At 63.4% G+C, this 18339-nt stretch carries 16 protein-coding genes and 1 pseudogene; 2 read left to right on the top strand and 15 right to left on the bottom strand.

Translation table 11 applies throughout. From position 1 onward, the window contains the following. Positions 1 to 73: 73 nt before the first annotated feature. From FXB40_RS21495 to FXB40_RS21475, 5 genes and pseudogenes are all read right to left on the bottom strand, one after another. Positions 74 to 1165, bottom strand: a complete 1092-nt coding sequence (locus FXB40_RS21495) for a Gfo/Idh/MocA family protein (protein ID WP_148774170.1) — start codon at positions 1163 to 1165, stop codon at positions 74 to 76. 3 nt (positions 1166 to 1168) lie between these two features. Further along, a complete protein-coding gene (locus tag FXB40_RS21490; RefSeq protein ID WP_148774169.1) occupies positions 1169 to 2176 on the bottom strand; it encodes a Gfo/Idh/MocA family protein in 1008 nt (335 codons plus the stop codon). Positions 2177 to 2208: 32 nt separating this feature from the next. After that, complete coding sequence (locus tag FXB40_RS21485) at positions 2209 to 3081, bottom strand: carbohydrate ABC transporter permease (RefSeq protein ID WP_148774168.1); 873 nt, start codon at positions 3079 to 3081, stop codon at positions 2209 to 2211. Further along, positions 3074 to 3931: pseudogene (locus FXB40_RS21480) on the bottom strand (carbohydrate ABC transporter permease); the annotation flags it as partial. The pseudogene FXB40_RS21480 and the gene FXB40_RS21485, both read right to left, overlap by 8 nt. Positions 3932 to 4023: 92 nt before the next feature. Next, on the bottom strand, positions 4024 to 5316 hold the full coding sequence (locus tag FXB40_RS21475; RefSeq protein ID WP_148774166.1) for an ABC transporter substrate-binding protein: 1293 nt from the start codon (positions 5314 to 5316) through the stop codon (positions 4024 to 4026). A gap of 292 nt (positions 5317 to 5608) precedes the next feature. Between FXB40_RS21475 and FXB40_RS21470 the strand changes: the two genes are divergently transcribed. Beyond that, positions 5609 to 8587, top strand: coding sequence for a tetratricopeptide repeat protein (locus FXB40_RS21470; RefSeq protein ID WP_187437040.1), 2979 nt, complete (start codon positions 5609 to 5611; stop codon positions 8585 to 8587). 7 nt (positions 8588 to 8594) lie between these two features. Here the strand turns inward: FXB40_RS21470 and FXB40_RS21465 are convergent, their stop codons facing one another. Further along, a complete protein-coding gene (locus FXB40_RS21465; protein ID WP_148774164.1) occupies positions 8595 to 9368 on the bottom strand; it encodes an alpha/beta fold hydrolase in 774 nt (257 codons plus the stop codon). Positions 9369 to 9421: 53 nt separating this feature from the next. Next, the gene (locus FXB40_RS21460; protein WP_148774163.1) at positions 9422 to 9670 is read right to left on the bottom strand and encodes a malonyl-CoA decarboxylase domain-containing protein; all 249 of its coding nucleotides are present in this window, start codon (positions 9668 to 9670) and stop codon (positions 9422 to 9424) included. A gap of 111 nt (positions 9671 to 9781) precedes the next feature. Between FXB40_RS21460 and FXB40_RS21455 the strand changes: the two genes are divergently transcribed. Further along, the gene (locus tag FXB40_RS21455; RefSeq protein WP_148774162.1) at positions 9782 to 10642 is read left to right on the top strand and encodes a LysR substrate-binding domain-containing protein; all 861 of its coding nucleotides are present in this window, start codon (positions 9782 to 9784) and stop codon (positions 10640 to 10642) included. Positions 10643 to 10697: 55 nt separating this feature from the next. Here the strand turns inward: FXB40_RS21455 and FXB40_RS21450 are convergent, their stop codons facing one another. From FXB40_RS21450 to FXB40_RS49910, 8 genes are all read right to left on the bottom strand, one after another. After that, entirely contained in the window at positions 10698 to 11495 is a 798-nt protein-coding gene (locus FXB40_RS21450) for an adenylate/guanylate cyclase domain-containing protein (protein ID WP_148774161.1), read from the bottom strand. 174 nt (positions 11496 to 11669) lie between these two features. Then, positions 11670 to 12785, bottom strand: a complete 1116-nt coding sequence (locus tag FXB40_RS21445; protein WP_187437064.1) for a DUF2336 domain-containing protein — start codon at positions 12783 to 12785, stop codon at positions 11670 to 11672. A 200-nt stretch (positions 12786 to 12985) separates the two neighbouring features. Continuing rightward, the gene (locus FXB40_RS21440; RefSeq protein WP_148774160.1) at positions 12986 to 14179 is read right to left on the bottom strand and encodes an adenylate/guanylate cyclase domain-containing protein; all 1194 of its coding nucleotides are present in this window, start codon (positions 14177 to 14179) and stop codon (positions 12986 to 12988) included. Positions 14180 to 14284: 105 nt separating this feature from the next. Beyond that, entirely contained in the window at positions 14285 to 14869 is a 585-nt protein-coding gene (locus FXB40_RS21435) for a HutD/Ves family protein (protein WP_148774159.1), read from the bottom strand. Between the two features lie 118 nt (positions 14870 to 14987). After that, positions 14988 to 16142, bottom strand: a complete 1155-nt coding sequence (locus FXB40_RS21430) for an ABC transporter substrate-binding protein (protein ID WP_148774158.1) — start codon at positions 16140 to 16142, stop codon at positions 14988 to 14990. A gap of 24 nt (positions 16143 to 16166) precedes the next feature. Beyond that, a complete protein-coding gene (locus FXB40_RS21425; protein WP_148774157.1) occupies positions 16167 to 17000 on the bottom strand; it encodes an amidohydrolase family protein in 834 nt (277 codons plus the stop codon). Positions 17001 to 17022: 22 nt separating this feature from the next. After that, a complete protein-coding gene (locus FXB40_RS21420) occupies positions 17023 to 17862 on the bottom strand; it encodes a shikimate dehydrogenase (RefSeq protein ID WP_148774156.1) in 840 nt (279 codons plus the stop codon). 163 nt (positions 17863 to 18025) lie between these two features. Further along, complete coding sequence (locus tag FXB40_RS49910) at positions 18026 to 18328, bottom strand: EAL domain-containing protein (protein WP_283812936.1); 303 nt, start codon at positions 18326 to 18328, stop codon at positions 18026 to 18028. Between the last annotated feature and the right edge of the window lie 11 nt (positions 18329 to 18339).

Here is an 18339-nt window from a genome sequence, read left to right as displayed (position 1 = left end):
ATACATGGCGCGCAGCGGAAGCGACGACGGATAGCCTGCGACCGCCTCAGAAAATAGCGAATCTTCTTTCGCGTCATCGCTGCGGCGCGGTCGCCGCTCCCGGGCGCCAGCCGCGGTATTTCGGATGCTCCTTGCCGATCGGCAGCGCCACCGCCGTGCCGGTTTCTGCGGCGTGATAGAGCGCGGTGATCAGCTCCAGCGAACGCCGCGCGTCCTTGAGCGTCACCGGAAACGGCCCGTTGGTTTCCAGCGCCTGATGATAGGTCGCCATCAAGCCTTCGAACCGCGACGGCACGAACGTGAAGCCTTCGAGCGCCTTGGCGATACGCGCCTCGGCTTCCGGCGAGGTCGCGATGATCTGCCAGGGATCGTCGCCGGGGGCATAAGGCGCAAGCGAGCTCTCAAAGGTGACGTGCTCGAAGCACAGCCGAAGGCGGCTGATCTCCTGGGCCGAACCCAGCGTCGCGGCCAACGAGGCCAGCGCGCCACTTTCCATCACGAGGCTCGCCACCGCGCAATCTTCGACTTCGATTTCATTAACGCGCGTTGCGGTGCGCGCAAACACCGAGGCGACGTCGCCCATCAGCCAGGTCAGGATGTCGTGGGCGTGGATGGCATGGGTGAGCAGCGCCCCGCCCAATTCGGTCTCGAAGCGGCCGCGCCACGGCACCGAATAATATTTGGCGCCGCGCAGCCAGGCGGTCTCGACGGTCGCGAGATACGGCTTGCCGGCGAGGCCGAGCTCGATAATGCGCCGCGCCTTCTGCAGGCCGTTGCCGAAGCGATATTGGAACACCGGCATGATGCGCCCGCGCGCCCCGGCTTCAGTGGCGGTGAGCTGGTCGATCTCATGCAGCGAGCCGACAAGCGGCTTTTCGCAGATCACCTGCTTGCCGGCGGCAAGCGCCGCCATGACTTGCGGAAAGTGCAGCGTTGGCGGCGTGCAGATATCGACGATGTCGATGTCGCCCATGGCAAGCACCTCGTCGAACGAGGTGGTCCGGCGCGGCACCGAGAATTCATCGCCGACAGTGGCAAGGCGTGCCTCGCTGAGATCGCAGATCACCTGCACATCGAACCGATCGCGCAAGCGCGCATAGCCCTCGGCGATATGGCTGCGGCCGATGCCGCAGCCGATCACGGCGACCGTCCTGAGTTTCGACATGGCTTACGCTCTTCCTTCCGCCATCGCCTGCGCGGTGAGCGCCAGCTCCATGGCTTTGAAGCAGCGCGCCTGCGGAATTGCACTCTCAGTGCGATCGAGCACGTCGGCGATGAGCTGGCGGCCATAGGGCAATTCGACATTGGAACAGTCGATCCGGTGGACACCCTTGCGGTCGACCATGATGAGATGGTCGATGCCGGGCTGCCCGGCGACGTCGATATATTTGCGCAGCTCCATGTAGCCCTCGGTGCCCAGAATGGTGATCCGGCCGTCGCCCCAATTGGGCAGGCCGTCGGGGGTGAACCAATCGACGCGGACGTAGCCGGTGACATCACCGGTCCGCAGCAGCATCTCGCCGAAATCCTGCAATTCCGGCCGGTCCGGATTGGCGCGGTTGGCGACGGTCGCGCTGACGACCTTGGCATCGAGCGCGTCGGCGAAAAACAGGAACTGTTCGCATTGATGCGAGGCGATGTCGGTCAAGACGCCGCCGGTGCGCTCGCGCGAATAGAACCAATCGGGCCGCGGCAGATTTTTCAGTTTGTGCGGGCCGAGCCCGACGGTGTTGATGACCTTGCCGATGGCACCGGCCGCAATCAGCTCGCCGGCTTTCACGGTGGAGCGGGTCTCGAAATGCTCGGAGTAGCAGACCGAATAGATCCGCCTGGTCTCGGCCTGGACCCGGCGCACCTCGGCCAATTGCTCCAGCGAGGTCATGCCCGGCTTGTCACTCATATAGTCCTTGCCGTGGCGCATCACCTCGACGCCGAGCGGAGCGCGGTCGGCGGGGATGCCGGACGAGAGGATCAGTGCGATGGTCTTGTCCTCGAGCAATCTCGCCCGCTCGGCCACGCGCGGGACTAGCGGATATTTCGCCGCGAAAGCCTGGGCCAAATCGTCCTCGACGGCATGAAAGCCGACCAGCTCGGCGCCGGCGCGCAGCAGGCAATCGACCTGACCATAGATGTGGGCGTGATTGATGCCGATCGCGGCGAAACGCAGTTTGCTCATGACTTTTCTTCCTTGGTTAGCAGTTGATGCCGTCAGCCCTTCAACCCGGTGGTGGCGATGCCGTCGATCAGCAAACGCTGGAACAGCAGGAAGAAGACGAACAGCGGCAGCAGCGTCAGTGTCGACATGGCGAACAGGGCGCTCCAGTCGGATTTGCCGGTGGAATCGACGAAGCTGCGCAATCCGAGCTGCACGGTGTAGGAATTCATGTCGTTGAGATAGATCAGCGGCCCGAAGAAATCGTCCCAGGTCCAGATGAAAGTGAAGACCGCGGCGGTAGCAAGCGCCGGCACCGACAGCGGCAGGATCACGATCCAGTAGATGCGCCACGGCCCGCAGCCGTCGATCATCGCGGCCTCATCAAGCTCGCGCGGGATCGAGCGGAAGAACTGCACCAAAAGGAAAATGAAGAAGGCGTCCACTGCCAGGAATTTCGGCACGATCAGCGGCAGGAAGGTGTCGACCCAGTCGAGATTGAGGAACAGGATGTACTGCGGGATCAACGTCACGTGATAGGGCAGCATCAGGGTGCCGAGCATCAGCGCGAACCAGAATTTTTGGCCGCGGAATTTCAGTCGGGCGAACGCGTAGGCCGCGAGCGAGCACGACATCACGTTGCCGACCACGCTGCACAGCGACACCACGAGCGAGTTCAGGAAGAACTTTCCGAACGTCACCTGCAGCCCGGACCAGCCGCGCCAGTAGGCGGCGAGGCTGAAATTGTGTGGCCACAGCGAGGTGTTGCCAAAGATATCGCTGTCCGGCTTGAACGAACTCGCCAGCATCCACAACAGCGGATACAGCATGGCGATCGAGGCGAGGCACAGCACGACATGATAGATCAGCGCGCGGCCGCTTCGATCGCGAGGGGGCGGACTCTCATCCGATGTTGCGAGATCAACCATCGTAGTGCACCCAGTAGCGCGATGACAGGAAGGACAGCGCGGTGAACGCCGCGATGATCACCACCAGCACCCAGGCCAGCGCGGAGGCATAGCCCATGCGGAAATAGGCAAAGGCCTCCTGGTAAAGATAGAGCGTATAGAACAGCGTTGAGTCGATCGGGCCGCCGGTGCCCCCGCTGATGATGAAGGCCGGCGTAAACGCCTTGAAGGCGTCGATGGTCTGCACGACGACGTTGAAGAACACCACCGGCGTCAGCAGCGGCAGCGTGATCCGCCAGAATTGCTGGTTGCGGCTGGCGCCATCGATCTCGGCAGCCTCATAGACGTCCTTCGGAATCTGGCGCAGGCCGGCGAGAAAGATGATCATCGGCGAGCCGAACTGCCAGACGCTCAGCGCCACCAGCGTATAGAGGGCGGTGTCGGGATTGGAGATCCAGCTTGGTCCATGAATGCCCACGAGCTTCAGCGCCTGGTTGAGCAGGCCGTCGCCGGCGAACAACTGGCGCCACAGCACCGAGACGGCAACGCTGGCACCGATCAGCGACGGCAAATAGAAGATCGCCCGGTACAGCGGCAGGCCGCGGAGGCCGCGGTTCAGCATCATGGCCACCAACAGTGCGAAGGCGAGCTTGAGCGGCACCGCCAGCGCCACATAGAGGAAGGTGACGCGCATCGCCGCGCTGAACTTGGGATCGCTGGTCGCGATGCGCACATAGTTGGCGGCGCCGACCCAGCGCGGGTTGCTCAACAGGTCGTAATCCGTGAACGACAGATACAGCGAGACCAGCGCCGGTCCCAGCGTGAGCCCGAAAAACCCGATGAGCCAGGGCGCGAGAAACAGATAGCCCGTCGTACTCTCACGCCAGGACAATTCAGGCGCTCGTGCGTCTGGCCGGGCCTGCCGGGGCGTTGTAGCGTCGATCAGCGTATCCGCCACCGCTTCTATCCGCGGGCCAGCACGGCGGAAGCATCGGCGACAAACTGCCTGGCACCGTCAGCGGGCGTCAGGCGGCCGAACCCGACCTGCTCATTGACACGCCGCAGCACGCTCTGGATCTCGCCGGCGCCCCGCGGCGGCGGAGGCGGCAATGACCCAACCTTGTCGCTGATCAGGCTGATGTAGTCGACCATGGCACGGCCGAGGTCATCGAGCGTCGGCGTCAAGAGGTTGCGCACCGCGGACGACGGCGGCACGCCGCGCTCGACACCGAGGAGCTTGCCGGCCTCAGTATCCGCAACGAAGTAGCTGACCAGCTGAACCGCCGCCTCGGCCTGTTTCGACTGCGCCGAGACGCTCCACATCATGGCCGGCTTCAGATACTGCCCGGGTTTCGCGCCTTTTCCGCCGTCGGGAAACGTGGAGAGGCCGAGCTTGCTCTTGTTGATGGCCTGGAACCCGACCAACTGGTTGGAGTGGGCAAAGGCCATGGCAACCTTGCCGAGCGACAACAGGTTCGAGTCGATCTCGCCGCGGTCGAGCGCCTGGGTATCCGGCGCGGCGCTGGCACCGCGCTTTCGCAGTTCACTCCAGAACGCAAACCACTCGGTCATGTCCTTTTCGTCGTAGCCGACCTTGCCTTCACCCGTGTATAGCGACTTGCCGCGTTGGGTGAGCCAGACTTCGAGGACGGGCTCGTTGCTACCGCCGTCCTCCATGCCGGTAAAGCCGTCGCGCTTGGCAGCCTTGGTAATTTCGGCCGCGAGATCGCCAATCTCGCTCCATGTCATGTTCCAGATCGGCTCTTTCAGGCCAAGACTCTGGATCAGCGCCTTGTCATAGACCATCGCCGTTGAGTTGAGGCCGAGGCTGACGCCGTAGATCTTGCCGTCGACCTTGCCGCTGTCGACCGCGGCCGGGCTGAAATCCGTCAGGTTGAGGGCTTTCGGCACGTAGCTGTCGAGCGGCAACAGGGCGCCCCGGCGGGCGTATTCGAAGATGTAGCGGTAATCCATCTGCAGCACGTCGGCTGCATTGCGACCGGCGGTTTGCGTCGCAAGCCGCGCCCAGTAGTCGGTCCAGCCCAGCGACTCGCCGGCGATCGTCATGTCCGGATGGCTGCTCAAATAGAGCTGATTGACCTTGTCGGTGCGCTCCGCCCGTTCCTTGGCGCCCCACCAGAACATGCGCAGCCGCAACTCCCGCGCCACAGCGGGCAAGTCGCCGAGACCAGCCAGTGCTGCACTGCCGATACCGGCTCCGATCAATGAACGACGCGAAAGCGCAAAGCCGCTCATGACTTGTCCTCCCTGACCTCGTGTCGATCAAGGCGCGTGTGACGGCCCGGCCGATGACACCAGTTAACCGCTTGCCAATGCACGAGTTGCGTAACGTGCTTCTTTTTTGCAAGCGACCGAAGGTAGCGGCGCCATGTCGGCTTTGTCAAACGCGAGCTCGCGGGCTCCGGCTTGAAGCATGGAATGTTCACCCCGCGCCAGCTTCGCACCAGCCTCGCACCAGAAACTGCCTCAACGGGACCCTCCGATCGCGCTCGGTGGCCCCCTCAAGCACAGCCTTTCTGGTCCCTTCATGAACCGCCAAGAACGCCGGGCCGCGGCCAAACAATCCCAGACCGTCGCGCCGCAAAATCTGGCGGTGGCCAAAAGTCTGGAGGCTGCGAAACAGGGCCAGGCGCTGTTCAATCTCGGCCGGTATGCCGAAGCCCTGGACTATTTCAACGCATTCGCGAAATTCAACCCGAACGTCGCGCCGCTGTATCAGACACGCGGGCTTTGTCTGCAGCGGCTGGGCCGGTTGGAGGAGGCGCAGGCCGATTTCGAGAGGTCGATTGCGCTGAACCCCAGCGAGGCCGAGACGCACAAGAACCTCGGCACGCTTCATTCGCGGTTTGGCCGGATGGAACAGGCTTTTGCAAGCTTCGATCGCGCGCTCGCGCTTCGTCCGAATTTTTCCGCAGCGCTCAACGAAAAGGCGCGGGCGCTGTGGAGCCTGCAATTGCTGGACGAGGCTTTCGCGGCCCTTCACCAATCGCAGGCCCTCGAGCCCGGCAATGCCGACACGATCTGGAATCTCGCGCTGCTGCAGATGCTGACCGGAGATTTCGAGCGGGGCTTGTCGGGACGCGAGGCGCGCTGGAAGGCATCGTCGCTCGGCCTCGTCGATCGCGGATTCTCGCAAGCCCTTTGGCTGCGTGACCAGCCGCTCGAAGGCAAGACCATTTTGCTTCATGCCGACGAGGCGCTGGGCGACTCCATCCAGTTTGCACGCTATGTGCCCCTCGTGGCCGCGCTTGGCGCCCAGGTCATCCTGGAGGTCAAGCCTGCGGTCCAGCGGCTGCTGGCCGGCGTGCCCGGCGTCGCACATTGCGTCGATCGATCGTCGACGCCGTCGCTGGCGTTCGACCTGCACTGCCCGCTTGGCAGCCTGCCGCTGGCGTTCGGGACGCGGCTCGACACCATCCCGTTCGCGCAAGGTTTTCTTCCGGCGCCTCCGGCGGAGCGCATGGCAGTGTGGGAGGAGCGGCTTGGTCCCCGCACGCGCTTGCGCGTCGGTCTGGTCTGGTCGGGAGATCCCGGCCACAACAACGATCATAACCGGTCGATAGCACTACGCGCGCTTGCGCCGCTGCTGGATTGCGACGTCCAGTTCGTCTCCTTGCAAAAGGGCATCAGGGATCAGGACCGGGCCTTCCTCCGCGAACGCGAGGACATCCTCGACCTGACGGAGCAGCTCACCGATTTCAGCGAGACGGCGGCGCTGGTTGCCTCGCTCGATCTGGTGATTTCGGTCGATACCAGCGTCGTACACCTCACGGGCGCGCTCGGCGTGCCGGTCTGGACCATGCTGCCGTTCAACCCGGATTGGCGCTGGCTGCTCAATCGCGACGACAGCCCGTGGTATTCGTCGATGCGGCTGTTCAGGCAACCGACGCGAGACGACTGGGCCAGCGTCGTGGACAACGTTCGCAGCGAGCTGGAGGCGCTGGTATCCGCATGGCGGTCGGACACACGGCTGCACCAGCGCGAGGCTCTATCCTTCGCGCAAGAGGATGCGCTCGTCTCAAACTACCTCGGCGATCAGCTCTGGCAACTCAAGCGCACGGCCGAGGCTCTGCTGCACTTCCAGCAAGCGCTGCAATTGAATCCGCGATATTTCGAGGCCGCGGAGAATTGCGGCAGGCTGCTGCTCGATCTCGGCAGGCCAGCAGAAGCCCTGGACCATCTGGACGCAGCCGAGAGATTCAATCCGAATTCCGCAAGCCTGTATCGGATCCGTGGCATTTGCCTCCAGGAGGCGAACCGGCTCGCGGAGGCGGAGGCCGACTTCGAGAGGTCCATTGCGCTTGCACCCGACGTCGCGGAAATGCACAACAATCTCGGCCTGCTGCATTGGAAGCTTGGCCGAACCGATCAGGCGTTTGCGTGCATCGATCGCGCGCTCGCGCTTCGTCCGGATTTTGCCGCAGCTTTTGCCAACAAGGCCTGGATGCTGCTGGATCTGCAATTGCTGGATCAGGCGTCCGCGGCCTTTCGCAGATCGCTCGCGATCGACCCGAACCGTGCGTCGACGATTTTCAGTTTCGCGTTGCTTCAGCTGCTGACCGGAGATTTCGAGCGCGGGTGGGCGGGACGCGAGGCCCGCTGGAAGGCGTCGTCTCTCGGCCTCGCCGATCTCGGCTTTGCCCAACCGCTTTGGCGTGGCGAGCAGCCGATCGAAGGCAAGACCATCTTGCTCTATTGCGACGAGGGACTGGGCGACTCCATCCAGTTTGCGCGCTATGTGCCGATGGTGGCCGCGCTCGGGGCTCGTGTCATCCTGGGTGTCCGGCCTGCGATCCAGCAGCTTTTGGCTGGTATCGCCGGGGTCGCAGAATGCACCACCCGGGAAGCTGCGGCGTCGCTGGCGTTCGACCTGCACTGCCCCCTTGGCAGCCTGCCGCTGGCGTTCAGGACCAGGCTCGATACGATTCCGTTTGCGGAAAGCTTCCTGCCCGCACCGCCGGTGGCGCGCGTGATGGCGTGGGAGAACCGGCTTGGTCTCCGCACGCGCTTCCGCGTCGGACTGGTCTGGTCGGGAGATCCGGGCCACAAGAACGATCACAACCGGTCGATCGCGCTACGCGCGCTTGCGCCGCTGCTGGATTGCGACGTCCAGTTCGTCTCCTTGCAAAAGAGTGTCCGGGATCAGGACCGCGCTTTCCTCGTCGAGCGCAAGGACATCATCGATCTGACGGAGCATCTGACGGATTTCAGCGACACCGCGGCGCTGGTGTCCTGTCTCGATCTGGTGATCTCAGTCGACACCAGCGTGGTTCACCTCACAGGCGGGCTCGGGGCACCGGTCTGGACGATGTTGCCCTTCAATCCTGACTGGCGCTGGCTGCTCAACCGCGACGATAGCCCGTGGTATCAGTCGATGCGCCTGTTCAGGCAGCCGAAGCGAGGCGACTGGGCCAGTGTCGTGGAGAACGTTCGGCGCGAACTGGACGCTCTGGTGTCCGCGTGGCGGCAGGGGCAGGAGCCGTCTTTGCTCCTGCCTGCCGAGTGATCGTAGCTTATTGTCCCGCGGCTTCGAGAATGAGACCCGCGATCTCTTCGGGGTGCGAGATCAGCGCGAGATGGCTCGCCTTTACCTCGATTGTCTTGGCCCCCATGCGCTTGGCCATGAAGCGCTCGAGGTCGGGATTGATGGTGCGGTCTTCGGTCGAAACGGCGTAATAGCTCGGCTTCGACCGCCAGGCGGCATTGGTGGTCTTGCCCGCCAGTAGCGCCTTGTGGAACGGCTCCTGCACCGCGTAGAGCACCTTGGCTTTCGCGGCCGGCAGATCGCCGGCGAAGTCGCGCAGGAAAGCTTCCTCGGAGAGGCGGCCCTCATCGCCGTCGAAGACGATGCCCGCGCTCGCCGGCGGCGTCGGAAAGGTCTTTGCGAGCGCCGTATAATCCTCGCCTGCGTCAGGCGCGCGTGCCGCAACATAAACCAGAGCGGACACGTTCGGATGCACGCCGGCCTCGGTCACGATCATGCCGGAGAAGGAATGGCCGACGAGGACCGTAGGGCCATCCTGCCGCGCCAGCACGCGCTCGGCGGATGCGACGGCCTCGGGCAGCGTCGTCAGCGGATTCTGCACCGCTGTGACGTTGAGCCCGGCCGCCTGCAGGCGGGGGATCACCTCCGACCAGCAGGAGCCGTCGGCGAACAAGCCGTGCACCAGCACGACGTTGCGTGCCTTGATGGGAGCGGCGACGGCTGCGGACGCGCGTGTCGACATCAGCGAAGCTGTCGCACCGGCAGCGAGGATGGTGGCAAAGGTACGTCTGGTGATGGTCATGGCTGATCTCCTGGTTGAGGGGTCATGGATGGGAAGTGCGGTCGCGTGCGGGCTCAATGGGCTTGCAGCAGGGCATCGACCTCGGGCGAACGGACGATGGTGACGTCGCGGGCAAAGACCTCGTGGTTGGCCTCGATGCCGTCGTGGTCATAGAGATGGTTGACCATGATGCCGAAGGATTTCCCGATCCCACGAATAGTTGTGTTGCCGAGCCAATTGATCCGCTCGAGCCGCGCGCCGTTGCCAGGATGAAACCGTGCCAGCCGGGCCGCACGATCCGTTCCCTGTGACCTCAGTGACATGTTCGACCTCCTTCTCCTGAATGCTCTCTTCGCAACAGAAGGTAGGGTCGGCACATTGATTATATAAGCGATATTTTATAATATGATTGATCGACAAATAGGATCAATCGAATGCTCGACTTCGAACTGCTGCGTGCCTTTGTCACCGTCGCCGATTGCGGCGGCTTCCATCGCGCCGCCGAGCAACTGCATCTGACGCAGTCGACCGTCAGTCAGCAGATCAAGCGACTGGAGCAGGAAACCAAGCGTCCCCTGTTCCGGCGCACGACCCGCAGCGTAGCGCTGACCGACGACGGCGAGATGCTGCTCGGCGATGCCCGCCGCCTGCTGCAACTCGAGGAGGCTGCGCGCCATCGCCTGACCACACCGCGCCTGTCCGGAATGGTGCGTCTCGGCGTGGTCGAGGAAATTGCCGGCGGCTCGCTGCCTTCGGCACTCGGTCGTTTCGCGGCGCTGCATCCCGGCGTGAAGCTCGAGGTGCAGATCGGGGTCAGCGCGGAATTGATCGCGCAGCTCGATGCAGGCCGGCTCGACGTCGTGTTCGCCAAGCGCCCGCTCGGCACGTCGCGCGGACGGCTGGTGTGGCGCGAGCCGCTGGTCTGGGTCGCGGCCGAGAGTTTCGATCTCGTTCCCGGCGCAACATTGCCGCTCGCGCTTTATCGCGAGAAGTCAGTCTCGCGCGAAGCGGCGCTTGCTGCGCTCGACCGAAGCGATCTGATCTGGGACATCATCTATACGAGTCCCAGCCTGACGGGCGTGCGCGCGGCCTCGCTTGCGGGTCTTGCGATCACGCCGCTCCCAGTGAGCGCAGTCGTCACAGGCCTGCGCGTTCTGGGATTGGAAGAAGGGCTGCCTCGTCTGCCGGACCTTGAATTCGCGATCTATGAGAGGGCGCGGCCCGAAACGGCTGCAGCGGCACTCGCCGCAGCTCTCCTGGCGCTCGGACAATCACCGGCACGCCCGACGATTTGAGAAAGCACAATCCCGCATCGGCAACACCGCTGACAGCCGCCAGAACAAGTGCGCTCTAACTCTCGACCCGATACAGCCGCCACCGCGCCGGCACGCCCTTGAGCTGGTGGCTGCCGTGATCCCTGAGGCTGATCTGGGATTGCGCCGCGAGCAGATCCTTCACCGCACGCGAGACCAGGACTTCGCCGGCGCGCGCCTTGGCGGCGACGCGGGTGCAGATGTGGAAGGCGATACCGACCATCTCGCCGCCGCTGATCGTGTATTCGCCCGCGTGCAGGCCCACCCTGATATCGAGCCCGAGTGTGCGCACGGCCTCCCGGATTGCGGTCGCGCAATTGATGCCGGCGGCCGGCGCCTTGAAGGTCGCGAGCACGCCGTCGCCGGTCGTCACGACCTCCTTGCCGCGCGAAGATTTCAGCTCTTTCCGGACCGCCGCGTAATAGAGGCCCATCACCTTGGTCCAGCGCGCATCACCGAGCTTTGCGGCCTTTGCCGTGGAGCCGACGATGTCGACGATCAGGATCGTAGCCAGCGCCTGCTTGAGCTCGGCGCTGCCATTGGTGGATTTGCGGCGGGTCGCGATAGCGCCAGTCAACGGCTCGTAGTCATGGCTGCGTCGCCGCGCGATCGCGGATTTAGTGTAGTCTTGGGCACGCACGGCCGTGCCGCAGCGGATCGTTTTCTCCTGCGGCAGATGCGTCCAGTAGACCTTGCGTCCCTTGCCGACGCCCTGCACCTCCACGGCGCCCCATTTCAGGAACACGGCCGAGCCAACCCGCCGCACGCACCACGCCTTCGACGTGTACCCGGACACGTTCGACTGATGCAGGCCGATGCGAAGAAATTTGGACATGAAACGAGCGGCCAATCGATGGACCATCTGGGCGGACCTGAGATGGAGCGTAATTGGACGTTCCCATGTTGGCAACAGGACTCCCGATCCAAGACTTGCTCAAGCAAAGACTTGCTCAAGCGAAGGCTTGCCACAGAGGAGTGCGCCTTCGGACGCTTGGCTATCTAGCCGATCCTAGATCGAGCGCCGCGACTGTTGAAATGAGCCGCCAAAAGCCTCTTCCTTTCGCGTTCGATAGATGGTGAGGACCTCGCGGCAGGCCTTGACGGTCAACCGGTGGAAATCGAGCTTCAACCGCTCCAGCTCACCCGCGGTGATCCGGAAGTTGGCCGCTCCCAGGAACAGTAGCGCCATCGTGGTCGGCCACGAGAAATCGAGGGATTTGGCCAGAATCAACGCCGGCTCGCGATCCTTCTCGATCAATGCCCGTTCCGCGACATCGGTCGGCAACCCGCAGAGTAACGACAGCGCGACTGTCGTCTCGTTGAACTTGAGAGAATGAGCAAGCTCGAAGATCTTGTCTTCCGTCAGCTCACCTCTCTCGTGCAGCTTCGCGACCGTACGTTTCGCCGTAAAATAATCCTTCGATGTCGGGCCAAACCGGGCGTGAATGGCCCCGGTGACATCGACGACGACGTTATGGATCTGGGTTTCGATATCCGGGCGTTCCTTCTGGAGTTTCTGCCGCACCTCTTCGGAGGCTTTGGCGATTAGCTGGTGGAACAGGTGTCGGGGAATGTCCTTTCGAAATCCCACCGACTCCGCAAGGATCGAATCGCCTTCCGACCGCCGCACCAGATGGAGAAACCCGGATCTTGAAAAATTCGCGCCGATGTTCGATGCGACCGAGGTGACGACCTCGGGCGATCCGCGCACCACCAGCACATCGGTGACCGCTTCCGGGACCGCCTGCCGTTTGGAGATGGCAAGCAAATGCTGCTGGCTCTTGCTCTTTGCGCACGCGATCAATGTCTCGGTGTCAAGGCGCTGCGACTGACTGAGGACAGGCCATGCGACGTCGATGCAATCATCGCTGGCCATCTGCCGGGTTAGCTCAATGGGGGCGTTCGGGCTGCAGGCGAGCTTGCCGGCGAGCTTCGCGCGCGCGCTCGTCTCGATCTCTTGCGCGAGACGACCGATGACCTCGCCAAAAGTCCAGATCTGTTCCTCGGAATAGGTGCCGGCGATCAGAATGTCTGCCGCATGCCACAGCGCGCGCAGACAGCTCTCGGGATTTCCCCTCTCAACTGCTTCGTCCAACTCAGCCAGAAAAGACGCCGTGACAGCCATTGATGCGCTCGCAGCTTGAAAACGATCAAACGACAGAAATGGGACTTCGAAGTAATGGCGCATAACATCACCACAGACTTCAACGCGCGGTAAAACCTCCCCAGTCACGTTGGGACGGACTTAAGGTCCGTCTAATCGGATCGATTGGATTTTATGTATCGCCGGAGCCGGCAGAGGCGCGGGGCAAGTCCCCATCCGCCTCATCCGTGAAACGCAAACAACTCGATCGGCTCGCTGAAGCCGCGCACGGTGTGCTGGCCGACTCGTTCGAGCTCGAACTCCGGAGTCACCAGCTCGGCAAAATCGCGCGACAGCAGCACCGGCTTGCCGATCTGCTTGGTGAGCGTCTCGAGGCGCGAGGCCATGTTGACGGCGGGACCGATCACGGTGAAGTCGAGCCGGCTGGTCGAGCCGATATTGCCGTACATGACATCGCCGACATGGACGCCGATGCCGTAGTTCAGCGGCGCGCGGCCCGTGCCCTTGTTGCGCTCGTTCAGCGCCGTCATGGCCTGGCGCGCCTCGGTCACCGCGCGCAGCAGATTGGCGCAGGCGTTGGGCTGGCTCAGCGGAAAAATGGCGAGCAATCCGTCGCCGATGAATTTCAGGATCTCGCCGCCATGCCGCGCAATCGGCTCGGACATCGCGTCGAAATAATCGTTGAGGAGATCGATGACGTCGTCGCGCGGCCAGTTGTCGGAGATTTTCGTGAAATCGCGCAAGTCGCAGATCATGATCGCGGCGCGCACCGTCGTGCCGGTGCCGCGACGCGTGGCGCCGGCGAGGATCAGCTCGCCGGCATGGGCGCCGACATAGGTCTCCAGCAGCGTTCGCGCCAGGCGGTTCTTGATGCGGATCTCGCTGACCAGCGCCAGCACCGGCAACACTTTCTTCAACGCGGCGACATGGGCGTCGTCGAAGCCGCCGCGGCGGTCGGTCGAGAACGTGATGAGATGGCGCTTGCCGAGCGTATGATAGAGCGGCCACGCCACATAGTCGGTCAGACCCTTGGCCCGCATCTCGTCGTAGAGCGCGTGCTTGCGACCGAGCGAAGGATCCCGTTCGAGATTCTCACGCACTTCGGTTGCCCCGTCGAACATTTCGTTGGCCGGGCTGCCGATATATTCGGAACGTCCCATGACATCGAAGTCGACCCGCCCGATCTCGGCCTCACGCATGCCGTCGGACCACATGAAACGCGCCCCCAGCCATTGCGGATGCTGGATCCGGACGTGGAGCGTCGACCGCTTGAGCGGAATGCCGGCCTCCTGGAGGCGGATGCACATCTCGGCAAAGATGTTGTCGATGAAGCGCTGGTCGTGCGTGCCGTTGGTCAGCCAGTCGACGACGGCGTCGGCTTGCGTGACAGCGGGTGTCTTGTCTGGCGCGTTCATATCTTGCCCTGGGCCGCGGTCTGTATCTCCGAACATATCGTGGTCCGGCGCGGCCGCGTCAACCTAGCCAGTTGCACGGATTGTGCGCATTCGCACGATCGCCGCCTAGCCGACGAGCCGGATCGATCCCAACACGGCCAGCCCCGAGACGAACGTCAGCCTGGACATCCCGCTCAGCTCGACCTTCAGCGTGCTGCCACGGGGGATGACAAATTCCTCGCTATTGAGACGAATGCTGCAATCGCCGGAAACCGCGTAAACCAGATGCGTTCCGGTGACCAATGGCTGATCGCCGGGCTCCTTCAGTGCCACAAGCTTGATCTCCGCCGCACCGCGCCGCGCCATCAGGTTGACGACCTCGACCGGGCCGGCCTGGAGCTCGGTGACGATCTCCATTTCGCCGGTGAAGCGCACGGTCGTGAACGGCTCGCGCTCGTCGAATTCCTCCCCCGGCGCCTTCAGCACCAGCCCGCGCCCGCCGATCACCATCTGCAAGCGGTCGATGCCGGGCATGTGGGAGAACGGCCCGGGCGCCACAATCGGCGTGGAGGCGAAGCGCCACAGCAGGCTTTCCCAGTCCTTCACCGCCGCATCGGTGCGATGCGCATCCGCGATATCGGTAAAGATGCCGCCGCCGTTCTTCCACGGCGAGCGGGTGTAGTCTTCGGATTTGAGCAGCGTGGTTTTCATGGGGTGCGGGCGTCCAGTCGTGGCTCACCCGCCCATCATTAATCGCCTCACCCCTTGACGTCGAGGCTTGCGTCAGTCCGTAGCCCGGATGGAACGCAGCGCAATCCGGGCTACACGTTTACTCGCTCTTGCCCCCGTTCAGCTTCGGCAGCGTCTCGACGATCTTCTGCTTGCCGTCGACGATCTCGGCGAGGAAGCTGGCGCGATCGATGTCGCCGTTCTGGTCCCAGCTTGCTTCCATCAGCATGCCCGGCGCCTTGTCGGGCGTCAGTGTCAGTCCCTTCATCGCCGCGCCAAATGCCTTGCTGTCGAACTTGCCGATTTTTTCGGTGACGTATTTGACGAGATAGACCGCGGTGTAGCCCTTGATGCCGTTGTGATCCGGCCGGTACTTGAAACGGTCGCTGAACTTTTTGGTGAACGCGTCAATCGCCGGCACCGGCGCGTCCGCACTGAGGCCAACATGGCCGCGTACGCCGTTGGCGGCGGGGCCGGCGAGCTCGACCACCTTCTGGCTCAGCAGCGTGGTCTCGCCGAACAGCGGCGTCGACAGGCCCTGCCGCTTGGACTCGATCAGGAAGCGCGCGCTCTCCTCCTCGTTGGTGTAGACGAACACGGCGTCCGCCTTAGCGCTCTTGAGCTTGATGACGTCGGAGCCGAAATCGACCTGCCCCTGCTCGGTGGAGATATCGGCCGCGATCTCGATGTTGCGCGTCTTCATCTCCTTCACGAAATTGTCGTGGCCGCCCTTGCCGAAATCATTGTTGACCCAGACCACTGCGACGCTCTTCACCTTGAGCTTGTCGTGCAGATAGTTGGCGATCTTCGGCATCGAGAATTGCTGGCCGAAGGCGGTGCGGAACACCCAGGGATTACCTTGCGTCGTGATGTCGGCGGCTTCGGCGCCGACGATCTGCGGGATCTCGGCTTGTTGGGTCAGCGCCATGTTGACCTTGACCGAACCGGAATAGATCGGCCCGAGCACAACATAGGGATCCTTGTCCAAAACCTTCTGCACCTGCGCGCGCGAGATGCCGGGGTTGCTCTGGGTGTCCAGATGCTCGGTCTGGATTTTGCGGCCCAGAATGCCGCCGGCGGCGTTGATCTCGTCGACCGCGAGCGCGACGCCGTCGCGCCAGTTGGTGCCGGAGACGGCGCCGGGGCCCGAGAGCTCGATGACATCGGGGATGTAGACGGTGCTCTGCGCGCGGGCCGCGCCTGTCGAAAGCGATGCCGCCAAGGCAATGACGAGCGTTCCTGCAAGATGCCTCATGATGTCCTCCCCTTACTTTCTTTTTTATGATCCGTCGAAGCCGAGCAGCTTTGCCGGCGTTCGCCACAACAGGCGATGCCGGTCGCTGGAGTCCGGAAACAGTTTTGTCAGCACCGCCAGCAGCGGCCCGTAGTCGAGCCGTTCAGGTGCGCGCAGGAACGGATAGTCCGAGCCCCAGACGCAGCGATCGAGCGTGAAGGCCTCGACCAGTGCGGCGATGAAGGGCCAGGTGTCCTCATACGGGTGCGGCAGCCCGGAGAACTTGTAATAGCCGGAGAGCTTTACGTGCGCGTCGCGTTCGCGACCGATCGCTAGCAGCGCCTGGAAGGCCTTGCCTTGCACGCCCTGCGCGACCGAGGGCCGGCCGCAATGGTCGAATACCAGGCGCACGGGCGATTTGTCGATCAGCGGCAACAGGTCGAGCAATTGATCCTGCTCGATCTGGATCTGAAGGAACAGGTCGAGGCTCGTCAGCTTCTCCAACAGCGGCGCGGTGTTGCGATAATAGTCGGCGCCGTGGAACGGCACGTTGAAGGCGACGCCGATCACACCGGCAGCTTTCAAGCGCTCGAGCTCGCGGATATCGACGTCGTTCTCAACGACGGCGACGCCCCTGAAGCGGCCACCGCCCTGCCTCAGCGTATCAAGCAGGATGCGACTGTCGCTGCCATAGCCGGTGTTGGTGGCAACCACGAGCCCGTGACGGACATCAAAGGCGTCGAACACGCGAATGAGCTGCGCCGCCGGCGCGATTTCCTGCCCGCTCGGCCGGTACGGCGTATCGGCGCCGTAGGGAAAGCGAACGGGATCGAGCGCGTGAATATGGCAGTCGATCTTGGGGCCCGCCGGCAATGTCATGGCGCAAAGCTCCCCGCGCGGTTCAGAACGTCGCCTCGATGACCTTGATCAGCTCGGGCGTTACATCGGGCATCACGCCAAACCAGGCCTTGAAGGCAAGCCGCGCCTGATTGAGCAACAGGCCGAGCCCATTCACGGTGACGCAGCCCCGCGCGCGGGCATCGGCCAGAAACGGCGTCTCGAGCGGCGTGTAGATGAGATCGGCGGTGAGCGTTTCGGACCTCAAGCGCGACAGGTCGATCTCGAGCGCGCTTTTGCCGACCATGCCGCGATCGGTGCAGTTGACGAGCAGCGCGACATCGCCCAGCGCCGCGGCGCGATCGTCCCACGGAACGGTGCTGACGGCGGAGCCGAATTCGGTCGCGATCGCCTGCGCCTTCTCCGCCGTGCGGTTGGTGATGCGGATCTCGCGCGCGCCGTTCTCAAGCAGCGCCACGACCACCGCGCGCGAGGCGCCGCCCGCGCCGAGCAGCAGGATCGGCCCGGCATCACCGCGCCAGTCGGCCTTGGCGTCGCGCAGGCTTTGGACAAAACCGTTGCCGTCATTGTTGAAGCCGGACAGCGTGCCGTCCGCCTCGACGACGATGGTATTGACGGCGCCGATGCGCTTGGCGGTCTCGTTGACGCGGTCGAGCATCGGCATCGCCGTCTGCTTGTGCGGCATGGTGACGTTGCAACCGCGGAACCCGAGCGCGATCAGCCCGTCGAGCGCATCCTCGAGCCGCTCGGGCTTCACCGCAAGCGGGACGTAGGAGCCGCGGATGCCGTGCGCCTTCAGCCAGTAATTGTGTATGACCGGCGAGCGCGAATGCGCGACCGGCATGCCGATGATCCCCGCCAGCCCAAAACCATCCTGCGACATACCGAGATTCCCGTCCCTGACACGCGCCCTTCGGCGCGCGACCATGTTATTTGGTCATTTGTCCAAGACAATTAGAGGGAATGGCTAGCCCGCGCAATGTGAATCTCGGAAACAGCTGAGCCGCGACACACGACGGATGGATGCCCCCGCTCCGCCTGGGAACCTATGCCGGGACGGCGGACACGGCAGGCACCATGTCGCGCGAGCGGAGGGCTTCGGACAGCGGCCGCGGCTTTCCCACCGCAAATCCCTGCGCGTAGTCCACGCCGATCTGACGCACCGCCTCCAGCAATGCCTCGCTGCCTACGAATTCGGCGATCGTCCGGATGCCCATGGCCTTGCCGAGACGGTTGACCATTTCAACGATGATACGGTCCGTGTCGTTATCGAGCATGTCCTTCACGAAGGCCCCGTCGATCTTGAGGTAGTCGACCGGGAGAGACGTCAGATAGGAGAACGAGGACATTCCGCTGCCAA

The organism is Bradyrhizobium rifense (assembly GCF_008123425.1).
Classification (GTDB): domain Bacteria; phylum Pseudomonadota; class Alphaproteobacteria; order Rhizobiales; family Xanthobacteraceae; genus Bradyrhizobium; species Bradyrhizobium rifense.
This window is presented reverse-complemented; position numbering and strand designations above follow the sequence as displayed.